Here is an 18,238-nt window from a genome sequence, read left to right as displayed (position 1 = left end):
AGACATAGTTCCTAGTCAGATGTAAATAATTCGGCCCCCTCCAAGAATCGACAATAAATGTTCAGGATTGAAACTTTTAACCCTTATCAGCTCGGCAACTTTAAACATTTATAAACATGAGACTGTGTTGCTTAATCGACAGGCAAAAAAAATGGCCCCTTGATAAAGGGGCCATTCTCACAACGCGTCTGACACTCAGAACAACTTGCGACCCTTGTTGGCCGCAATGCGCATGCGCAGTGCGTTCAACTTGATGAAGCCCGCAGCGTCCGCCTGGTTGTAGGCGCCGCCATCTTCTTCGAAGGTGGCGATATTGGCATCGAACAGCGACTCATCGGACTTGCGCCCGGTGACGATCACGTTGCCCTTGTACAGCTTCAGGCGCACCACACCATTCACGTGGGCCTGGGAAGCGTCGATCATCTGCTGCAGCATCAGACGCTCTGGGCTCCACCAGTAGCCGGTGTAGATCAGGCTGGCGTACTTGGGCATCAGCTCGTCTTTGAGGTGAGCCACTTCGCGGTCCAGGGTGATCGACTCAATGGCGCGGTGGGCGCGCAGCATGATGGTGCCGCCTGGGGTTTCGTAGCAGCCACGGGACTTCATGCCCACGTAGCGGTTCTCGACGATGTCGAGACGGCCGATACCGTGTTCACCACCGATACGGTTCAAGGTCGCCAGCACGGTGGCCGGGGTCATTTCGACGCCGTCCAGTGCGACGATGTCGCCGTTGCGGTAGGTCAGTTCCAGGTATTGCGGCTTGTCAGGTGCGTTCTCCGGGGAGACGGTCCAACGCCACATGTCTTCTTCGTGCTCGGTCCAGGTGTCTTCCAGCACGCCGCCTTCATAGGAGATGTGCAGCAGGTTGGCATCCATCGAGTACGGGGACTTCTTCTTGCCGTGACGCTCGATCGGGATCGCATGCTTTTCAGCGTAATCCATCAGCTTTTCACGCGACAGCAGGTCCCACTCACGCCAAGGGGCAATCACTTTGACGCCTGGCTTGAGGGCGTAGGCGCCCAATTCGAAACGCACCTGGTCGTTGCCCTTGCCGGTAGCACCATGGGAAATGGCGTCGGCGCCGGTTTCGTTGGCGATTTCAATCAGGCGCTTGGCGATCAGCGGACGTGCGATGGAAGTACCCAGCAGGTACTCGCCTTCGTAGACGGTGTTGGCGCGAAACATCGGGAAGACGAAATCGCGGACGAATTCTTCGCGCAGGTCGTCAATGTAGATCTCTTTCACGCCCATGGCTTGCGCCTTGGCACGTGCAGGTTCGACCTCTTCGCCCTGACCCAGGTCAGCGGTGAAGGTCACCACTTCACAGTTATAAGTATCCTGCAGCCACTTGAGGATCACCGAAGTGTCCAGGCCGCCGGAATACGCGAGAACGACCTTGTTTACGTCGGCCATGCCATCACTCCACGGGGTTGTACGGAAAGCCGTCGATTCTACCGACCAAAACCGTGAATTTACAGAGGCGCGACAGCAAATGAAGATAAAGCGACAGATTATGTCGAGTGAGCGACCGATGGTCGCATCACAGGGACGGGCTTATGACGTGTGTGCCGGGTTGCTCGGCGCAGTAGCCTGGGGCGCCGGTTTCTCGGGAGCGGCCACGCGCTCCAGCTGAATATTCACGCGGCGGTTGCGCGCCCGGTTGGCCGCATTGGTGTTGGGTGCCAAGGGATAGCTTTCACCGTGGAAACGCATGGTGATTTGCGACTCCTGGATACCATTGGCCTTGAAGTAATCCATCACCGCCAACGCGCGGCGGCGCGAGACATCGCGGTTGGTGAGGCGATTGCCACTGTTGTCCGAATGCCCGTTCAACTCGATATGGTTGACGGTGGGATCCGCCTTCATGAACGCAAGAATCACCGACAGTTTTTTCTTCGCGGCCGCATCCAGTTCGATGCCGCCACCGGGGAAACCGACCTCGGTCTGCTTGACCTGATCGTAATTCATCGGCAGCAACTTGGTGGTACACAATTGATAGTCGTTGTAGGCCTTGTTGAATTTCACCGGCAACAGGCGAATTTCCGAATAGCCGCCTTCGCGCCCGTAATGCCGCACGGTCGGGCTGCGTCCTTCCAGCAAACCGGTGAACAAGCGCCCGGCCTGGGCCTGAGAGCTGTTGAAGAGTACATCGCCACTGCCTGCCCGCACCGCGCCAAGGTTGATATCGCCCCGGCCCGGTTGCCAAGGGGCAGCCGCCGCCAACAACGTGGCCGAGCCCGCGCCCAGCGCGCCGCTGTAGGCTTTCAGACGAAATGTTGCCTGCTCGCCGGCCCGGCGCACGAACTCACCCGAGCCGAAATCAGTGATTGGCTGGGTCAGGCGGCACTCGAACTGATCGCCTTCCACCTTCCACTCAATATTCTCCAGACGTGTCTGGAACGTGAGGGCCATCGCAGGCAGGCTGGCGAACACACTGAGCAGGGCTAGATAATGCTGGCGCACGGGAGGCTCCACTGGTTTCTACAACACTTCAAAGCGTCATACATCGTTAAGGCATACCTAGGGCTATCGGTTGCATCCGGCAAAACTTGATAGCGAGTGCCTGCAAGAGTCTTTTCCGGTAGCATTCCCACCAGATTGACCCGCCTGGAATCCCCAATGTCCGACCGCCTGACCCTGCTGCGTCCCGACGACTGGCATATTCATCTTCGCGATGGTGCTGCGTTGCCTCAAACCGTGGCCGATGTAGCGCGCACGTTTGGCCGCGCCATCATCATGCCCAACCTGGTACCTCCGGTGCGCAACGCCGCTGAAGCCGACGCCTATCGCCAGCGTATCCTCGCTGCGCGGCCGGCCGGCAGCCGCTTTGAACCGTTGATGGTGCTCTACCTCACCGACCGCACCCAGCCTGAAGAGATTCGCCAGGCCAAGGCCAGCGGTTTCGTGCACGCCGCCAAGCTGTATCCGGCGGGCGCGACCACCAACTCCGATTCCGGCGTGACCAGTATCGACAAGATCCTGCCGGCCATCGAAGCCATGGCGGATGTCGGCATGCCGCTGCTGATCCACGGCGAAGTGACCCGTGGTGATGTCGACGTGTTCGATCGCGAGAAGATCTTCATCGACGAGCACATGCGCCGCGTGGTCGAGCTGTTCCCGACCCTGAAGGTGGTGTTCGAACACATCACCACGGCCGATGCGGTGCAGTTCGTCACCGAGGCTTCGGCCAACGTGGGCGCGACCATCACTGCGCACCACCTGCTCTACAACCGCAACCACATGCTGGTGGGTGGGATTCGGCCGCATTTCTATTGCCTGCCGATTCTCAAGCGCAACACCCATCAGGTCGCCCTGCTGGATGCCGCGACCAGCGGTAATCCGAAGTTCTTCCTCGGCACCGACTCCGCGCCCCATGCCCAACACGCCAAGGAAGCCGCGTGTGGCTGTGCCGGCTGCTACACCGCGTATGCCGCCATCGAGTTGTATGCCGAAGCGTTTGAACAACGCAACGCCCTGGACAAGCTCGAAGGTTTCGCCAGCCTCAACGGCCCACGTTTCTACGGCCTGCCGGCGAACACCGACCGCATTACCCTGGTCCGTGAAGACTGGACCGCCCCTGCCAGCCTGCCGTTTGGCGAGCTGACTGTTATCCCGCTGCGCGCCGGTGAAACACTGCGCTGGCGCCTGCTGGAGGAAAGCAAGTGAGTGAAGACCATTACGATGACGAACACGAGCACAGTGGTGGCGGCTCCCGTCACCCGATGGCCGAGCGGTTTCGCGGCTATCTGCCGGTTGTCATCGACGTAGAGACCGGCGGTTTCAATTGCGCCACCGACGCCTTGCTGGAAATCGCCGCCACCACCATCGGCATGGATGAACAGGGTTTTGTGTTCCCGGAGCACACCCACTTCTTTCGCGTCGAGCCGTTCGAAGGCGCCAATATCGAAGCAGCAGCCCTGGAATTCACCGGGATCAAGCTCGATCACCCACTGCGCATGGCGGTGAGTGAAGAAGCGGCGCTGACCGATATTTTCCGCGGCGTGCGCAAGGCGTTGAAGGCTAATGGCTGCAAACGCGCAATCCTGGTAGGCCACAACAGCAGCTTCGACCTGGGTTTCCTGAATGCTGCCGTGGCGCGCCTCGATATGAAGCGTAACCCGTTCCACCCCTTCTCCAGCTTCGACACCGCCACCCTCGCAGGCCTGGCGTATGGCCAGACCGTACTGGCGAAAGCCTGCCAGGCAGCCGGTATCGACTTTGACGGACGCGAAGCCCACTCGGCGCGCTACGACACCGAGAAGACGGCCGAGCTGTTCTGCGGCATCGTCAACCGCTGGAAGCAGATGGGCGGTTGGGAAGACTTCAACGACTGACGGTGCGGTTGTGGCGCCCTGCTTGCTCTGATGTGGCGACCTGCTTGCCCTGATGTGGCAAGCCGGTTTGCCCTGATGTAGCAATGTGGCTGCGCTGTTGTGGTGAGCAGGCTTGCCCTGCGTTGGGCTGCGTAGCAGCCCCATTGGCACCCACAGGGTTTATCAGGTAAACCGCGGTGTCTGGTTTTGGGGCCGCTGCGCAGCCCAACGCAGGGCAAGCCTGCTCGCCACAAGAAGCCTGCTCACCACGAAAGGCTTGTTCCCCACAAGAAGCCTATTCAATACAAGAAGCTTGTTCCTCCACGTGGAGCCGCCTCACCACGGCCTGCTTACCCTACTGTGGCCATCGGGTTGCTGTGTTGTGGTGAGCAGGCTTGCCCTGCGTTGGGCTGCGCAGCAGCCCCATTGGCACCCACAGGGTTTATCAGGTAAACCGCAGTGTCTGGTTTTGGGGCCGCTGCGCGGCCCAACGCAGGACAAGCCTGCTCGCCACAAGAAGCCTGCTCACCACGAGAGGCTTGTTCCCCACACGAAACCTATTCACCACGAGAAGCTTGTGCACCACAACGGCCTTGCTGACCACAAGCAGCGCACTCGCGACTCAAAGCCAGTCACACGGCTGAATCCCGCGCATAAAAAAACCGGCCTTCTCAGGCCGGTTTTTTTTACCGTGAAACTGGCTTACAGCTTGCCAGCGTTCTCGGTCAGGTAAGCCGCAACGCCTTCTGGCGAAGCGTTCATGCCTTTGTCGCCTTTTTTCCAGTTGGCAGGGCAGACTTCGCCGTGCTCTTCGTGGAATTGCAGAGCGTCGACCAGGCGGATCAGCTCTTCCATGTTACGACCCAGCGGCAGGTCGTTGATGATCTGGGAACGTACAACGCCCTTGTCGTCGATCAGGAACGCGCCACGGAAAGCCACGCCGCCTTCGGACTCGACGTCGTAGGCCTTGGCGATGTCGTGCTTCATGTCGGCCGCCATGGTGTATTTGACTTTGCCGATGCCGCCATCATTGATGGCAGTGTTGCGCCAGGCGTTGTGGGTGAAATGGGAGTCGATGGAAACGGCAACCACTTCTACGTTGCGCGCCTTGAAATCGTCCATGCGGTGGTCCAGAGCGATCAGCTCCGAAGGGCAGACGAAGGTGAAGTCCAGCGGGTAGAAGAATACCAGGCCGTATTTGCCTTTGATGGCTTCAGACAGTTTGAAGCTGTCAACGATTTCGCCATTGCCGAGGACGGCAGGTACGTCGAAATCCGGGGCTTGTTTGCCGACGAGTACGCTCATTGGTTATCTCCTGATAGTAGGGTGACGATTGAAGTAAAAGGACCGGCCTCAAGTCTGCCGCATTCAAGCGACAGGCCCGTGACGCAGTCACGCTTCGTGAAGACCGAGCATCATACACTGAAAAAACCGTTCGTCAGTGCGTGCGCAATGCCTGCGAATACCCTACGAATCTACTTTGACAATCATTCTCGTTAACATTAAGATCCATCGCACTTAAGCCTTAAACCCGCGACGGTTCTCCCTTATGTATGTGTGCCTGTGTACTGGCGTCACCGACGGACAAATCCGCGAAGCAATCTACGAAGGTTGCTGCAGCTACAAGGAAGTACGTGAAACCACCGGCGTTGCCAGCCAGTGCGGAAAATGTGCTTGCCTCGCCAAGCAAGTGGTACGGGAAACCCTGACGCAGCTGCAGACAGCGCAGGCCGCGCTCCCCTACACAGCAGAATTTACACACGCCTGAATACGCGTGTTTTAAAGAACCGGACTTAGTGTCCGGTTTTTTTATGCCTGCAATTCAATTAGTTAGCGTCAAGACGCGGAACACAAACATTCTTATTCCGATTAATTTTCATTTATTATTCAATAACTTAGGTTTGACACTAAGGATTTCGCCGCTCAAACTCCGCCTTATACACAGCTATTACAGGGCAGGACCCCAGTCATGAAAGGCGACATCTCAGTCATCCAGCAACTCAACAAAATCCTTGCCAATGAACTGGTCGCGATCAATCAGTACTTTCTGCATGCGCGCATGTATGACGATTGGGGCCTGGAAAAGCTCGGCAAGCGTGAATACAAAGAATCCATCAAAGCCATGAAGGACGCCGACGCGCTGATCAAGCGCATCCTGTTCCTGGAAGGCCTGCCGAACGTGCAGGACCTGGGCAAGCTCAACATCGGCGAGCACACCCAGGAAATGATCAGCAGCGACCTGGGCTTTGAACGCAAGAGCCACAGCGACCTCAAGGCCGCCATTGCGCACTGTGAGACCAAGGGTGATTTCGGCAGCCGTGAACTGCTGGAAGATATCCTGGAAGACCAGGAAGAACATATCGACTGGCTGGAGACCCAACTGGGCCTGATCGACAAAGTCAGCCTGGAGAACTACCTGCAATCGCAGATGGGTGAATAAGCCCTAGGCGACAGGTACAAAAAAGCCCCGCTCTCTTATGAGAAGCGGGGCTTTTTATTGACCGATGATTTCGAGAATCAAGCGTCGGTCTTGGCTGCAGCGTTTGCCGCGGCTTCTTTGATCAGCGCCTGCAGCGAACCATCAGCGGCCATTTCGACGATGATGTCGCTACCGCCGACCAGCTCACCGGCAACCCACAGTTGTGGGAAAGTAGGCCAGTTGGCGTACTTCGGCAGGTTGGCGCGGATTTCAGGGTTTTGCAGGATATCCACGTAAGCGAACTTCTCGCCGCACGCCATGATGGCCTGGGAAGCCTTCGCGGAGAAACCGCACTGAGGAGCGTTCGGAGCGCCCTTCATATAAAGCAGAATGGTGTTGTTGGCAATCTGCTCTTTGATCGTTTCGATGATATCCATGGAACACCTCGGCTGGAACTTTGCGACTCACAGGTCGGCACGGTGGCGCATTGTAACGCAAAATCCCAGCGTGGTGCTCGGGCTCCTTAAGCGGCTGCAACCTGCACCGGCACCCCGTTCAACGCGGCGTTGCCGGACAATTCGTCCAATTGCCGTTCGTCAGTCAAGTCGTTCGCGCTCGCGCCCGGCTGGCTGCTGGCGATGGTCATCTGCACGCCGGGGCGGCCATGGCCCCAGCCGTGAGGCAGGCTGACCACGCCGGGCATCATGTCCAGGCTGGCCACCACCTCCACCTCGATCATACCGATGCGCGAACTCACACGCACCCGCTGGCCATCACTCAACTGCCGACGGCTCAGGTCGTCCGGATGCATCAGCAACTGGTGCCGAGGCTTGCCCTTCACCAGCCGGTGATAGTTGTGCATCCAGGAATTGTTGCTGCGCACATGGCGCCGACCGATCAGCAACAATTCGTCAGCCACCGGCACCGGCTGCGCGGCAAAACGCGCCAGGTCCGCGAGGATCACCGCCGGCGCCGCGCAGACCTTGCCATCAGCGGTTTTCAGACGCGCGGCGAGGTTGGGCTTGAGCGGGCCCAGGTCCAGGCCATGGGGATGCTCGGCAAGCATCGCCACCGACAACTTGTACCCCGACGCATCACCATAGGCCCCGGCCCGCAGCCCGAAATCGATCATCTGCGCTGGCGGCATGGTGGGCTTGAGCGCAGCGCCGGTGTGCGCCGCAAACGCTTGAGCCAGCCCGACAAAAATCTCCCAGTCATGCAGCGCACCCGCAGGCTTGGGCAGGATTGCGCGGTTGAAGCGGGTGACGTTACGCACCGCAAACATGTTGAAGGTGGTGTCGTAATGATCGTTTTCCAGCGCCGAGGTGGACGGCAGGATCAGGTCGGCATAGCGCGTGGTCTCGTTGATATACAGGTCGATACTGACCATGAACTCCAGGCCATCCAGGGCCTGTTCGAGCTGACGACCATTGGGCGTCGACAACACGGGGTTGCCGGCCACAGTCACCAGCGCGCGGATTTGTCCTTCACCTTCAGTGAGCATTTCCTCGGCGAGGGCCGACACCGGCAACTCGCCACCGTACTCCGGTCGTCCGGAGACCCGGCTCTGCCAGCGATTGAAATGCCCGCCGCCGGTGGACGCGACCAAGTCCACCGCCGGCGTGGTGCACAAGGCGCCGCCGACGCGGTCCAGGTTGCCGGTCACCAGGTTGATCAACTGCACCAGCCAATGGCACAGCGTGCCAAACGCCTGGGTCGAGACACCCATGCGCCCGTAGCACACCGCCGTGTCGGCGCCTGCAAAGTCCCGCGCCAACTGGCGAATCTGTTCGGCTGGCACCGCACACTGACCGCTCATGGCCTCAGCGGTAAAGCCGGCGATGGCCTGGCGCACCTCCTCCAGGCCTTCAACCGGCAGATGGCTGGCGCGGGTCAGGTTTTCGGTAAACAGCGTGTTGAGCACCCCGAACAACAACGCGGCATCCCCTCCCGGGCGCACGAACAGGTGCTGGTCAGCCATTGCCGCTGTCTCGCTGCGCCGAGGATCGACCACCACCACTTTGCCGCCCCGCGCCTGGATGGCCTTGAGGCGCTTCTCCACATCGGGGACGGTCATGATGCTGCCATTCGACGCCAGCGGGTTGCCGCCCAGGATCAGCATGAAGTCGGTGTGGTCGATGTCCGGGATCGGCAACAACAGCCCGTGTCCGTACATCAAGTGACTCGTGAGGTGATGGGGCAACTGGTCCACCGAGGTTGCGGAAAACCGGTTGCGTGTCTTCAGTTGGCCAAGGAAGTAGTTGCTGTGGGTCATCAGTCCATAGTTATGCACGCTGGGGTTGCCTTGATACACCGCCACCGCGTTTTGCCCGTGACGCGCCTGAATGCCCGCCAGCCGTTCGGCTACAAGCGCAAAGGCTTCTTCCCACGAGATCGACTGCCATTCGCTGCCCACGCGCCGCATCGGCTGGTGCAGGCGGTCCGGATCATTCTGGATATCCTGCAGCGCAACGGCCTTGGGGCAGATATGCCCACGGCTGAACGTATCCAGCGCGTCGCCCTTGATCGAGGTGATCGCCAGGCTGCCGTCGTCTGCCTGGGTAGTTTCCAGGGTCAGGCCGCAGATGGCTTCGCACAGGTGGCAGGCACGGTGATGGAGAGTCTTGGTCATGGCCAGTCTCTTTATTAGGAATGGCTGCACTATGGGCCGCGCCCGGCACAGCGACCAGTAACGTTCGCCCCGTGAATCGGCCGGCATCAGGCCCGGGCATGGGTATACGTGAGCAAATGTTTCAGAAACTTCCCACATAGCCGCCAAAACCGACGCAGCTTGGCCTGGGCGCGTCCCCGCGCATTGCAAAAGGCTGCGGCGCCAGTGTACAAATGGCCCGCTGCTGTCAGGAAATCGTCTTCAAACGCGCTCCGGCGCCCTGCTTGAACACCCTTAAAAACCGTAGCCCTATTGGTAAGACGCGACATTTAATTATAAGATCGCGCCTTCCCCTATTTCGTCGCCCCGTGCGGCTTTCGCCGCAGGTCTCGCCCGTTGTCACAATAAACAAGGCTTTGAGTATCTGCGGTCTGTTGCAAAAAGGTAGTTAATGATGAGCGCAAGGCACTTTCTCTCCCTGATGGATTGCACGCCCGAAGAGCTGGTCAGCGTGATCCGTCGAGGCATTGAGCTTAAAGACCTGCGTAACCGCGGCGTACTGTTCGAGCCTTTGAAAAACCGCGTGCTCGGCATGATTTTCGAGAAGTCGTCGACCCGCACCCGCTTGTCTTTCGAAGCCGGCATGATCCAGCTGGGTGGCCAGGCCATCTTCCTGTCGCCGCGCGACACCCAACTGGGCCGTGGCGAGCCGATCAGCGATTGCGCCATCGTCATGTCGCGCATGCTTGATGCGGTGATGATCCGTACCTTTGCCCACAGCACCTTGACCGAATTCGCTGCCAACTCGCGCGTGCCGGTGATCAATGGCCTGTCCGATGATCTGCACCCGTGCCAGTTACTGGCCGACATGCAAACCTTCCTCGAACATCGCGGCTCGATCCAGGGCAAGACCGTGGCCTGGATCGGCGACGGCAATAACATGTGCAACAGCTATATAGAAGCGGCGATCCAATTCGATTTCCAGCTGCGCATTGCCTGCCCGGAAGGCTACGAGCCTGACGCACGTTTCCTCGAACAGGCCGGCGACCGCGTGACCGTGGTGCGTGATCCGCGCGATGCGGTGATCGGCGCCCACCTGGTGAGCACCGATGTGTGGACCTCCATGGGCCAGGAAGACGAAACCGCCAAGCGCCTGGCGCTGTTTGCGCCCTTCCAGGTTACCCGTGCCCTGCTCGACCAGGCTGCGCCAGATGTGCTGTTCATGCACTGCCTGCCGGCCCACCGTGGCGAGGAGATCAGCCTCGACCTGCTCGACGACCCGCGCTCCGTGGCCTGGGACCAGGCAGAAAACCGCCTGCACGCACAGAAGGCCTTGCTTGAGTTCCTCGTCGAGCCGGCGTACCACCACGCATGAGCCAGCCATTACTGCTGAACCTGCGCAATCTGGCATGCGGCTATCAAGATCAACGTGTGGTGCAGAACCTCAACCTGCACCTCAACGCCGGCGACATCGGGTGCTTGCTCGGCTCCTCGGGCTGCGGCAAAACCACTACCCTGCGGGCGATCGCCGGGTTCGAGCCGGTGCATGAAGGTGAAATCAGCCTGGCCGGCGAAGTGATATCCAGTGCCGGCTTCACCTTGGCTCCGGAGAAACGTCGCATCGGCATGGTGTTCCAGGACTACGCGCTGTTTCCGCACCTCAGCGTGGCGGACAACATCGCCTTCGGCATTCGCAAGCACCCGCAAAAAGACCGCGTGGTCGCCGAACTGCTGGAACTGGTGAACCTGAAGAACCTCGGCAAACGCTTCCCCCACGAGCTTTCGGGCGGCCAGCAACAACGGGTGGCCCTGGCCCGCGCCCTGGCGCCGGAACCGCAGCTGTTGTTGCTCGATGAACCCTTCTCCAACCTCGATGGCGAACTGCGGCGCAAGCTGAGCCACGAAGTTCGTGACATCCTCAAGGCACGCGGCACCAGTGCGATTCTGGTCACCCATGACCAGGAAGAAGCCTTCGCGGTGAGTGATCAGGTGGGCGTGTTCAAAGAGGGTCGGCTGGAGCAGTGGGACACGCCCTACAACCTCTACCACGAGCCGCAGACGCCGTATGTCGCCAGCTTTATTGGCCAGGGCTATTTCATCCGTGGCCAGCTCAGCTCGCCGGAATCGGTCAGCACCGAACTGGGCGATCTGCGGGGCAATCGTGCCTATACCTGGCCTACCGGCGGCGCAGTGGACGTGCTGCTGCGCCCGGACGATATCGTCTATGCGCCGGACAGCGCACTGAAAGCGCGGATCGTCGGCAAGACCTTCCTGGGCGCCTCAACCCTGTACCGCCTGCAATTGCCAACGGGCGCGCAGCTGGAGTCGATCTTCCCCAGCCATGCGGATCACCAGGTCGGCGCGGATGTGGGTATCCGTGTCGCGGCAGAACACCTGGTATTGTTCCAGGCCTCGGGCAGCACTGCCGCGCAGATTCCACATGCCGAATCCGGTGTGCGGCGTTACAGCCCAACGAACTGACAAAACCCTATCGAAATGTGGGAGTGAGCTTGCTCGCGAATGCGCTGCATCAGTCACTGCATCTTTGACTGTCACACTGCTTTCGCGGGCAAGCCCGCTCCCACATTGGATCTGCGTTGGCCTGAGATCAGGCCCGGCCTATCGACGCGAACATGGCCTGGGGTATGTTCGACAAATCCCTTCGAACAGCATGCGCCCCTCCAGCCCAACGAACTGACAAAACCCCATCGTAATGTGGGAGCGGGCTTGCTCGCGAATGCGCTGCATCAGCCACTGCATCTTTGTCTGACACACCGCTTTCGCGAGCAAGCCCGCTTCCACATTGGATCTGCATTGGCCTGAGATCAGGCCCGGCCTATCGGCGCGAACTTGGCCTGGGTGTGTTCGGCCAGCACCGCTGCGGGCAGTTCGACCTCCAATCCCCTTCTCCCTGCACTCACGTGAATCGTCGCAAATTGCTGCGCCGTCATATCGATAAAGGTGCGCAGGCGCTTTTTCTGGCCCAGCGGGCTGATACCGCCGAGCAAATAACCGGTGGAGCGTTGCGCCGCAGCCGGGTCGGCCATTTCGGCTTTCTTGACCCCCGCCGCCTGGGCGAGCGCTTTCAAATCCAGACTTCCGACGACCGGCACCACCGCGACCAAGAGTTCGCCCTTCTCACTGCTGGCGAGCAAGGTCTTGAACACCTGCGCCGGGTCCAAACCCAATTTTTCCGCGGCCTCCAGGCCATAGGAGGCGGACTTCGGATCGTGCTCATAACTGTGGATGCGATGTTCGGCACGAACTTTTTTCAACAAATCCAATGCAGGTGTCATGACCTCTCCGGGCGTGGCAGACAGAGCACCAATTCTAAGCCAAGCCCGTGCGAAACGCTCTAGTGCGCGCGCTCGTGACCTCTCGCTTCAGAGGGCGCCTCATGATCATTCACCAGACCAATAGTTGGAAAGTGACCGACCGTTCACTTTCGACCTTTGACAGCCGTGATTCTTGTCTATATTTTTTCGTTTCCGAATACTGTAGGAATACACCTACGTGTTTCGAGCAGTAAGCCGTGGCGGAGATGGGGATCCCCACCACGGTGAAAATCGCGCATGACCCGTTGAGGTCAAACGCCAGACAAGAACAACAATTGAGGTTTTCCATGACAACTGCTCTTCAACAGCCTTCACTTTCGAGCCAATGCATGGCCGAGTTCCTGGGGACTGCGCTGCTGATCTTCTTCGGTACGGGATGTGTCGCTGCGCTCAAGGTCGCGGGTGCCAGCTTTGGCTTGTGGGAAATCAGCATCATCTGGGGGGTCGGCGTCAGCATGGCGATCTACCTGAGCGCCGGTATTTCCGGGGCCCACCTCAACCCGGCGGTCAGTATCGCCCTGTGCATCTTCGCCGATTTCGAAAAACGTAAACTGCCCTTCTACATCCTGGCCCAGATCGCTGGCGCCTTCTGCTCGGCAGCCCTGGTGTACACCCTCTACAGCAATCTGTTTTTCGATTACGAACAAACCCACCACATGGTACGCGGCTCACAAGCCAGCCTGGAATTGGCCTCGGTGTTCTCCACGTATCCCCATGCGCTGCTGAGCACTGCCCAAGCGTTCTTGGTGGAAGTGGTCATTACCGCGATCCTGATGGGCGTGATCATGGCCCTCACCGATGACAACAACGGTCTGCCACGCGGCCCGCTGGCACCGCTGCTCATCGGCTTGCTGATTGCCGTGATTGGCAGCGCCATGGGCCCGCTGACCGGCTTTGCGATGAACCCGGCGCGGGATTTCGGGCCCAAGCTGATGACCTTTTTCGCCGGCTGGGGTGAAATGGCCTTTACCGGTGGCCGTGATATTCCTTACTTCCTGGTTCCGATTTTCGCGCCGATTGTCGGCGCATGCCTCGGTGCTGCGGCCTATCGCGGGCTGATTGCCCGTCATCTGCCGAGCGCCGCACCTGCTATAGCTGAAACACCTGACACGGCTGTCAACGGCAAGACCCGTATTTCCTGAAAGCGCCAGCCTGGGCCCCTGCCCTTCGCGGTCCAGGCTGATTTCTGACTTCCTTATTTCGTCCAAGGCAATTGACATGACCGATATCGAGAATAAGAACTACATCATTGCCCTTGATCAGGGCACCACCAGTTCGCGCGCGATCATCTTCGACCGCGACGCCAACGTGGTCTGCACCGCCCAGCGTGAATTCACTCAGCATTACCCGCAAGCCGGCTGGGTCGAACACGACCCGATGGAAATTTTCGCCACCCAGAGCGCGGTGATGGTCGAGGCCCTGGCACAAGCCGGCCTGCACCATGACCAGGTCGCCGCCATCGGTATCACCAACCAGCGTGAAACCACCGTGGTATGGGACAAGATCACCGGCCGGCCGATCTACAACGCCATCGTCTGGCAGTGCCGCCGCAGCACCGAGATCTGCCAGCAGCTCAAGCGCGACGGCCACGAGCAATACATCAATGACACCACTGGCCTGGTGACCGACCCGTACTTCTCCGGCACCAAGCTCAAGTGGATCCTCGACAACGTCGAAGGCAGCCGCGAGCGGGCGCGCAACGGCGAACTGCTGTTCGGCACCATCGACAGCTGGCTGATCTGGAAATTTACCGGCGGCAAAACCCACGTCACCGACTACACCAACGCCTCGCGCACCATGCTCTTCAACATCCACACCCTGGAGTGGGATGCGAAGATGCTGGAGATTCTCGACGTGCCGCGCGAAATGCTGCCGGAAGTGAAATCCTCCTCGGAAATCTATGGTCGCACCAAAAGCGGCATCGCCATCGGCGGTATCGCCGGTGACCAGCAGGCTGCGCTGTTCGGCCAGATGTGCGTCGAAGCCGGGCAGGCCAAGAATACCTATGGCACCGGCTGCTTCCTGCTGATGAACACCGGCGACAAGGCGGTGAAGTCCAAGCACGGCATGCTCACCACCATCGCCTGCGGCCCGCGTGGCGAAGTGGCTTACGCCCTCGAAGGCGCGGTGTTCAACGGCGGCTCCACCGTGCAATGGCTGCGTGATGAGCTGAAGATCATCGCCGACGCCACCGACACCGAATACTTCGCCGGCAAGGTCAAAGACAGCAACGGCGTGTACCTGGTCCCGGCGTTCACTGGCCTGGGCGCTCCGTACTGGGACCCGTATGCCCGTGGCGCGCTGTTCGGCCTGACCCGCGGCGTACGCGTGGATCACATTATTCGTGCAGCCCTGGAGTCGATTGCCTACCAGACCCGCGACGTACTGGACGCCATGCAGCAAGACTCCGGCGAACGCCTCAAGGCCCTGCGCGTGGACGGCGGCGCGGTCGCCAACAACTTCCTGATGCAGTTCCAGGCCGACATCCTCGGCACCCAGGTCGAGCGCCCGCAAATGCGCGAGACCACGGCGCTTGGCGCGGCGTATCTGGCCGGCCTGGCCTGCGGGTTCTGGGGCAGTCTTGACGAACTGCGCGGCAAGGCCGTGATCGAGCGCGAATTCGAACCGCAACTGGACGAAGTCGCCAAAGAGAAGCTGTATGCCGGCTGGCAGAAAGCAGTCAGCCGCACCCGCGACTGGGAACCCCACGAAGGCGCTGAATAAGCCAAGCGCCGGACGGCGATAGGGTTGTAACTGGCAGGGAGCGGATTCCTGCGTCATCATGGGCCACTTTTGTATGGCAGCCCAAAGGACGCCCCATGAATCTGCCTCCCCGCCAGCAACAAATCCTCGAACTGGTCCGCGAACGCGGCTACGTCAGTATCGAGGAAATGGCGCAGCTGTTCGTTGTCACCCCGCAAACCATCCGCCGCGATATCAACCAGCTGGCGGACGCCAATCTGTTGCGCCGCTACCATGGCGGCGCAGCCTATGACTCCAGCGTCGAAAACACCGCGTACGCCATGCGTGCCGACCAGATGCGCGACGAGAAACAGCGCATCGGCGAAGCCATCGCGGCGCAAATCCCCGATCATGCCTCGCTGTTCATCAATATCGGCACCACCACCGAATCCATCGCCCGCGCGTTACTCAACCACAATCACCTGAAAATCATCACCAACAACCTCAACGTCGCCACCATGCTCAGCGCCAAGGACGACTTCGACGTGCTGTTGACCGGCGGCAACGTGCGCCGTGACGGCGGTGTGGTAGGCCAGGCCAGTGTGGATTTCATCAACCAGTTCAAGGTCGACTTTGCCCTGGTGGGTATCAGCGGCATCGACGAAGACGGCAGCCTGCTCGACTTCGACTATCAGGAAGTACGGGTTTCCCAGGCGATCATCGCCAATGCGCGCCAAGTGATCCTGGCGGCGGACTCAAGCAAATTCGGGCGCAATGCCATGATTCGGCTGGGGCCGATCAGCCTGGTGGACTGCCTGGTAACCGACCAGCAGCCGGTGCCCGCGCTGGTGCAGCTGTTGAATCAGCATAAGGTTCGCCTCGAAGTCGTGTGACCCTTCGATCTCTGTGGCGCCTGCACCGACGCCTTCGCGAGCAAGCCCGCTCCCACATTTGACTGCGTAACTCCTGGCGAAATGCGATCACCTGTAGGAGCCCGGCTTGCAGGCGATAGCGCCCTTGAGATTGTCTTCGCGAGCAAGCCCGCTCCCACATTTGACTGCGTAACGCCTGGCGAAATGCGATCAACCTGTGGGAGCCCGGCTTGCCGGCGATAGCGCCCTTGAGATCGCCATCGCCTGCAAACCGGGGTTTCACAGGTTTATGTTCGCAAATTTTCCTTTTCCCGCCCTTCGATGAGTTTTTTCAATCGAAGTCGGGTGGCTGTGCGCGCGCTTATCAGCTACCATTTTCGCAAATGAACATTAATGTTCGAATTCCAATACGAAAAGATCGCGAGGCCAGCCGATGAACCCTTCTACCTTGCCTGCTGCACCGCTTGCCGAAGTCTATGACGTCGCCGTGATCGGCGGCGGGATCAATGGCGTCGGCATTGCAGCAGACGCAGCCGGGCGCGGTTTGTCGGTATTCCTTTGCGAAAAGGACGACCTCGCCAGCCACACCTCCTCCGCCAGCAGCAAGCTGATCCACGGCGGCCTGCGCTACCTCGAACATTACGAATTCCGCCTGGTGCGCGAAGCGCTGGCCGAACGTGAAGTGCTGCTGGCCAAGGCCCCGCACATCGTCAAGCAAATGCGTTTTGTCCTGCCGCATCGGCCGCACCTGCGTCCGGCGTGGATGATCCGCGCGGGCCTGTTCCTCTATGACCACCTGGGCAAGCGCGAGAAGCTGGCCGGCTCCAGAAGCCTCAAGTTCGGCGCCGACAGCCCGCTGAAAAGCGAAATCACTAAAGGCTTCGAATATTCCGACTGCTGGGTCGACGACGCCCGCCTGGTGGTGCTCAACGCCATGGCCGCGCGTGAAAAAGGCGCGCATATCCACACCCAGACGCGTTGCGTCAGCGCGCACCGCAGCAACGGCATGTGGGAAATGAACATGGCGCGCGCCGACGGCAGCCTGTTCTCGATCCGCGCCCGCGCCCTGGTGAACGCAGCCGGCCCGTGGGTTGCCAAGTTCATCAAGGAAGACTTGAAGCTGGACTCGCCCTACGGCATCCGCCTGATCCAGGGCAGCCACTTGATCGTGCCGAAACTGTACGAAGGCGCCCACGCGCACATCCTGCAGAACGAAGACCAGCGCATTGTCTTCACCATTCCGTACCTCAATCACCTGACCATCATCGGCACCACCGACCGCGAATACACCGGCGACCCGGCGAAAGTGGCGATCACCGAAGGCGAAACCGACTACATGCTCAAGGTGGTCAACGCGCACTTCAAGAAGCAACTGAGCCGCGACGACATCGTCCACACCTACTCCGGTGTGCGCCCGCTGTGCAACGACGAGTCGGATAACCCGTCGGCGATCACCCGTGACTACACCCTGTCGCTGTCCGGCGGCACGGGCGAAGCACCGATCCTGTCGGTGTTCGGTGGCAAGCTGACCACCTACCGCAAACTTGCCGAGTCGGCGATGGCACAATTGGCGCCATACTTCACGCAGATGCGCCCGAGCTGGACCGCCACCGCGAGCCTGCCCGGCGGCGAGCACATGACCACGCCGGAAGCTCTGGCCGAGGCCATTCGCGCGAAGTTCGACTGGGTGCCAAGCGAGATCGCGCGCCGCTGGTCCACCACTTATGGCAGCCGGACCTGGCGCTTGCTCGAAGGCGTGCAATCGCTGGCCGACCTTGGTGACCACCTGGGTGGCGGCCTGTACACCCGCGAAGTGGATTATCTGTGCGCTGAAGAATGGGTGACTCAACCTCAGGACGTGCTGTGGCGACGCACCAAGCTGGGCCTGTTCACCACCGCGCAGGAACAGGACAACGTGCAACGTTACCTGTCCAAGGTCGAGCAGAACCGCAAGATCGAAGCGGCCTGATCAACCGCTCGTAAAGAAGCCCCTGTGCCGTAAGGTC

The 18,238-nt window shown here is 60.0% G+C and carries 16 protein-coding genes; 10 read left to right on the top strand and 6 right to left on the bottom strand.

Annotated elements, in window-relative coordinates; genetic code table 11:
* Nucleotides 1-195 precede the first annotated feature (195 nt).
* Together AC07OJ_RS07545 and AC07OJ_RS07540 are read right to left on the bottom strand one after the other, a co-directional pair.
* Nucleotides 196-1,413 (bottom strand): argininosuccinate synthase, encoded by a 1,218-nt coding sequence (locus tag AC07OJ_RS07545; protein WP_007938916.1) that lies wholly within the window; start codon nt 1,411-1,413, stop codon nt 196-198.
* A gap of 141 nt (nt 1,414-1,554) precedes the next feature.
* Nucleotides 1,555-2,463 carry a flagellar protein MotY gene (locus tag AC07OJ_RS07540; protein ID WP_065906763.1) on the bottom strand — a complete coding sequence of 303 codons (909 nt, stop codon included), beginning with the start codon at nt 2,461-2,463 and terminating at the stop codon, nt 1,555-1,557.
* A 156-nt stretch (nt 2,464-2,619) separates the two neighbouring features.
* Between AC07OJ_RS07540 and pyrC the strand changes: the two genes are divergently transcribed.
* Both pyrC and rnt read left to right on the top strand, forming a co-directional pair.
* Complete coding sequence (pyrC, locus tag AC07OJ_RS07535) at nt 2,620-3,666, top strand: dihydroorotase (RefSeq protein ID WP_495094321.1); 1,047 nt, start codon at nt 2,620-2,622, stop codon at nt 3,664-3,666.
* Nucleotides 3,663-4,334 (top strand): ribonuclease T, encoded by a 672-nt coding sequence (gene rnt, locus AC07OJ_RS07530; protein ID WP_010564138.1) that lies wholly within the window; start codon nt 3,663-3,665, stop codon nt 4,332-4,334. Before pyrC ends, rnt begins: the two co-directional genes overlap by 4 nt.
* A 681-nt stretch (nt 4,335-5,015) precedes the next feature.
* Here rnt and AC07OJ_RS07525 read toward each other — a convergent pair.
* Complete coding sequence (locus tag AC07OJ_RS07525; protein WP_003172097.1) at nt 5,016-5,618, bottom strand: peroxiredoxin; 603 nt, start codon at nt 5,616-5,618, stop codon at nt 5,016-5,018.
* Nucleotides 5,619-5,862: 244 nt separating this feature from the next.
* On the opposite strand from AC07OJ_RS07525, the gene AC07OJ_RS07520 reads away from it, so the two are divergent.
* Both AC07OJ_RS07520 and bfr read left to right on the top strand, forming a co-directional pair.
* Entirely contained in the window at nt 5,863-6,081 is a 219-nt protein-coding gene (locus tag AC07OJ_RS07520; RefSeq protein ID WP_078740971.1) for a bacterioferritin-associated ferredoxin, read from the top strand.
* A gap of 201 nt (nt 6,082-6,282) precedes the next feature.
* Complete coding sequence (bfr, locus tag AC07OJ_RS07515) at nt 6,283-6,753, top strand: bacterioferritin (RefSeq protein WP_012722487.1); 471 nt, start codon at nt 6,283-6,285, stop codon at nt 6,751-6,753.
* Between the two features lie 77 nt (nt 6,754-6,830).
* On the opposite strand, the gene grxD is transcribed toward bfr, so the two are convergent.
* Both grxD and AC07OJ_RS07505 read right to left on the bottom strand, forming a co-directional pair.
* Nucleotides 6,831-7,169: a Grx4 family monothiol glutaredoxin gene (grxD, locus tag AC07OJ_RS07510; RefSeq protein ID WP_065906770.1), complete on the bottom strand. Its 339-nt coding sequence runs from the start codon at nt 7,167-7,169 to the stop codon at nt 6,831-6,833.
* An 86-nt stretch (nt 7,170-7,255) separates the two neighbouring features.
* Nucleotides 7,256-9,364, bottom strand: a complete 2,109-nt coding sequence (locus AC07OJ_RS07505) for a molybdopterin oxidoreductase family protein (RefSeq protein WP_495094320.1) — start codon at nt 9,362-9,364, stop codon at nt 7,256-7,258.
* Nucleotides 9,365-9,797: 433 nt separating this feature from the next.
* Between AC07OJ_RS07505 and argF the strand changes: the two genes are divergently transcribed.
* Both argF and AC07OJ_RS07495 read left to right on the top strand, forming a co-directional pair.
* Nucleotides 9,798-10,718: an ornithine carbamoyltransferase gene (gene argF, locus AC07OJ_RS07500; protein WP_065906772.1), complete on the top strand. Its 921-nt coding sequence runs from the start codon at nt 9,798-9,800 to the stop codon at nt 10,716-10,718.
* Nucleotides 10,715-11,824, top strand: coding sequence for an ABC transporter ATP-binding protein (locus tag AC07OJ_RS07495; RefSeq protein ID WP_495094319.1), 1,110 nt, complete (start codon nt 10,715-10,717; stop codon nt 11,822-11,824). The genes argF and AC07OJ_RS07495 overlap by 4 nt, the downstream gene beginning before the upstream one ends.
* Before the next feature lie 344 nt (nt 11,825-12,168).
* Here AC07OJ_RS07495 and ybaK read toward each other — a convergent pair whose 3' ends face one another.
* Nucleotides 12,169-12,639: a Cys-tRNA(Pro) deacylase gene (gene ybaK / locus AC07OJ_RS07490; protein ID WP_065906777.1), complete on the bottom strand. Its 471-nt coding sequence runs from the start codon at nt 12,637-12,639 to the stop codon at nt 12,169-12,171.
* Between the two features lie 326 nt (nt 12,640-12,965).
* Here ybaK and AC07OJ_RS07485 point away from each other — a divergent pair, with 326 nt between their 5' ends.
* The 4 genes from AC07OJ_RS07485 (at nt 12,966) to glpD (ending at nt 18,201) form a co-directional block, all read left to right on the top strand.
* Nucleotides 12,966-13,820: an MIP/aquaporin family protein gene (locus AC07OJ_RS07485; protein ID WP_065906780.1), complete on the top strand. Its 855-nt coding sequence runs from the start codon at nt 12,966-12,968 to the stop codon at nt 13,818-13,820.
* 76 nt (nt 13,821-13,896) lie between these two features.
* On the top strand, nt 13,897-15,402 hold the full coding sequence (gene glpK / locus AC07OJ_RS07480; RefSeq protein WP_065906783.1) for a glycerol kinase GlpK: 1,506 nt from the start codon (nt 13,897-13,899) through the stop codon (nt 15,400-15,402).
* 95 nt (nt 15,403-15,497) lie between these two features.
* Entirely contained in the window at nt 15,498-16,253 is a 756-nt protein-coding gene (locus AC07OJ_RS07475; RefSeq protein ID WP_010212755.1) for a DeoR/GlpR family transcriptional regulator, read from the top strand.
* A gap of 412 nt (nt 16,254-16,665) precedes the next feature.
* A complete protein-coding gene (glpD, locus tag AC07OJ_RS07470; RefSeq protein WP_495094318.1) occupies nt 16,666-18,201 on the top strand; it encodes a glycerol-3-phosphate dehydrogenase in 1,536 nt (511 codons plus the stop codon).
* Nucleotides 18,202-18,238 lie beyond the last annotated feature (37 nt).

It is taken from the genome of Pseudomonas sp. GW821-FHT09C08 (assembly GCF_059418125.1).
Note: the sequence above shows the minus strand (reverse complement) of the source record. Positions and strands in the feature narration are given on the sequence as shown.

What these genes read in the sequence shown, in the direction of transcription:
- AC07OJ_RS07545 (WP_007938916.1), bottom strand. Translation starts at nt 1,413, where the DNA reads ATGGCCGACGTAAACAAGGTCGTTCTCGCGTATTCCGGCGGCCTGGAC.
- pyrC (WP_495094321.1), top strand. Translation starts at nt 2,620, where the DNA reads ATGTCCGACCGCCTGACCCTGCTGCGTCCCGACGACTGGCATATTCAT.
- AC07OJ_RS07525 (WP_003172097.1), bottom strand. Translation starts at nt 5,618, where the DNA reads ATGAGCGTACTCGTCGGCAAACAAGCCCCGGATTTCGACGTACCTGCC.
- AC07OJ_RS07520 (WP_078740971.1), top strand. Translation starts at nt 5,863, where the DNA reads ATGTATGTGTGCCTGTGTACTGGCGTCACCGACGGACAAATCCGCGAA.
- bfr (WP_012722487.1), top strand. Translation starts at nt 6,283, where the DNA reads ATGAAAGGCGACATCTCAGTCATCCAGCAACTCAACAAAATCCTTGCC.
- grxD (WP_065906770.1), bottom strand. Translation starts at nt 7,169, where the DNA reads ATGGATATCATCGAAACGATCAAAGAGCAGATTGCCAACAACACCATT.
- AC07OJ_RS07505 (WP_495094320.1), bottom strand. Translation starts at nt 9,364, where the DNA reads ATGACCAAGACTCTCCATCACCGTGCCTGCCACCTGTGCGAAGCCATC.
- argF (WP_065906772.1), top strand. Translation starts at nt 9,798, where the DNA reads ATGAGCGCAAGGCACTTTCTCTCCCTGATGGATTGCACGCCCGAAGAG.
- AC07OJ_RS07495 (WP_495094319.1), top strand. Translation starts at nt 10,715, where the DNA reads ATGAGCCAGCCATTACTGCTGAACCTGCGCAATCTGGCATGCGGCTAT.
- ybaK (WP_065906777.1), bottom strand. Translation starts at nt 12,639, where the DNA reads ATGACACCTGCATTGGATTTGTTGAAAAAAGTTCGTGCCGAACATCGC.
- AC07OJ_RS07485 (WP_065906780.1), top strand. Translation starts at nt 12,966, where the DNA reads ATGACAACTGCTCTTCAACAGCCTTCACTTTCGAGCCAATGCATGGCC.
- glpK (WP_065906783.1), top strand. Translation starts at nt 13,897, where the DNA reads ATGACCGATATCGAGAATAAGAACTACATCATTGCCCTTGATCAGGGC.
- AC07OJ_RS07475 (WP_010212755.1), top strand. Translation starts at nt 15,498, where the DNA reads ATGAATCTGCCTCCCCGCCAGCAACAAATCCTCGAACTGGTCCGCGAA.
- glpD (WP_495094318.1), top strand. Translation starts at nt 16,666, where the DNA reads ATGAACCCTTCTACCTTGCCTGCTGCACCGCTTGCCGAAGTCTATGAC.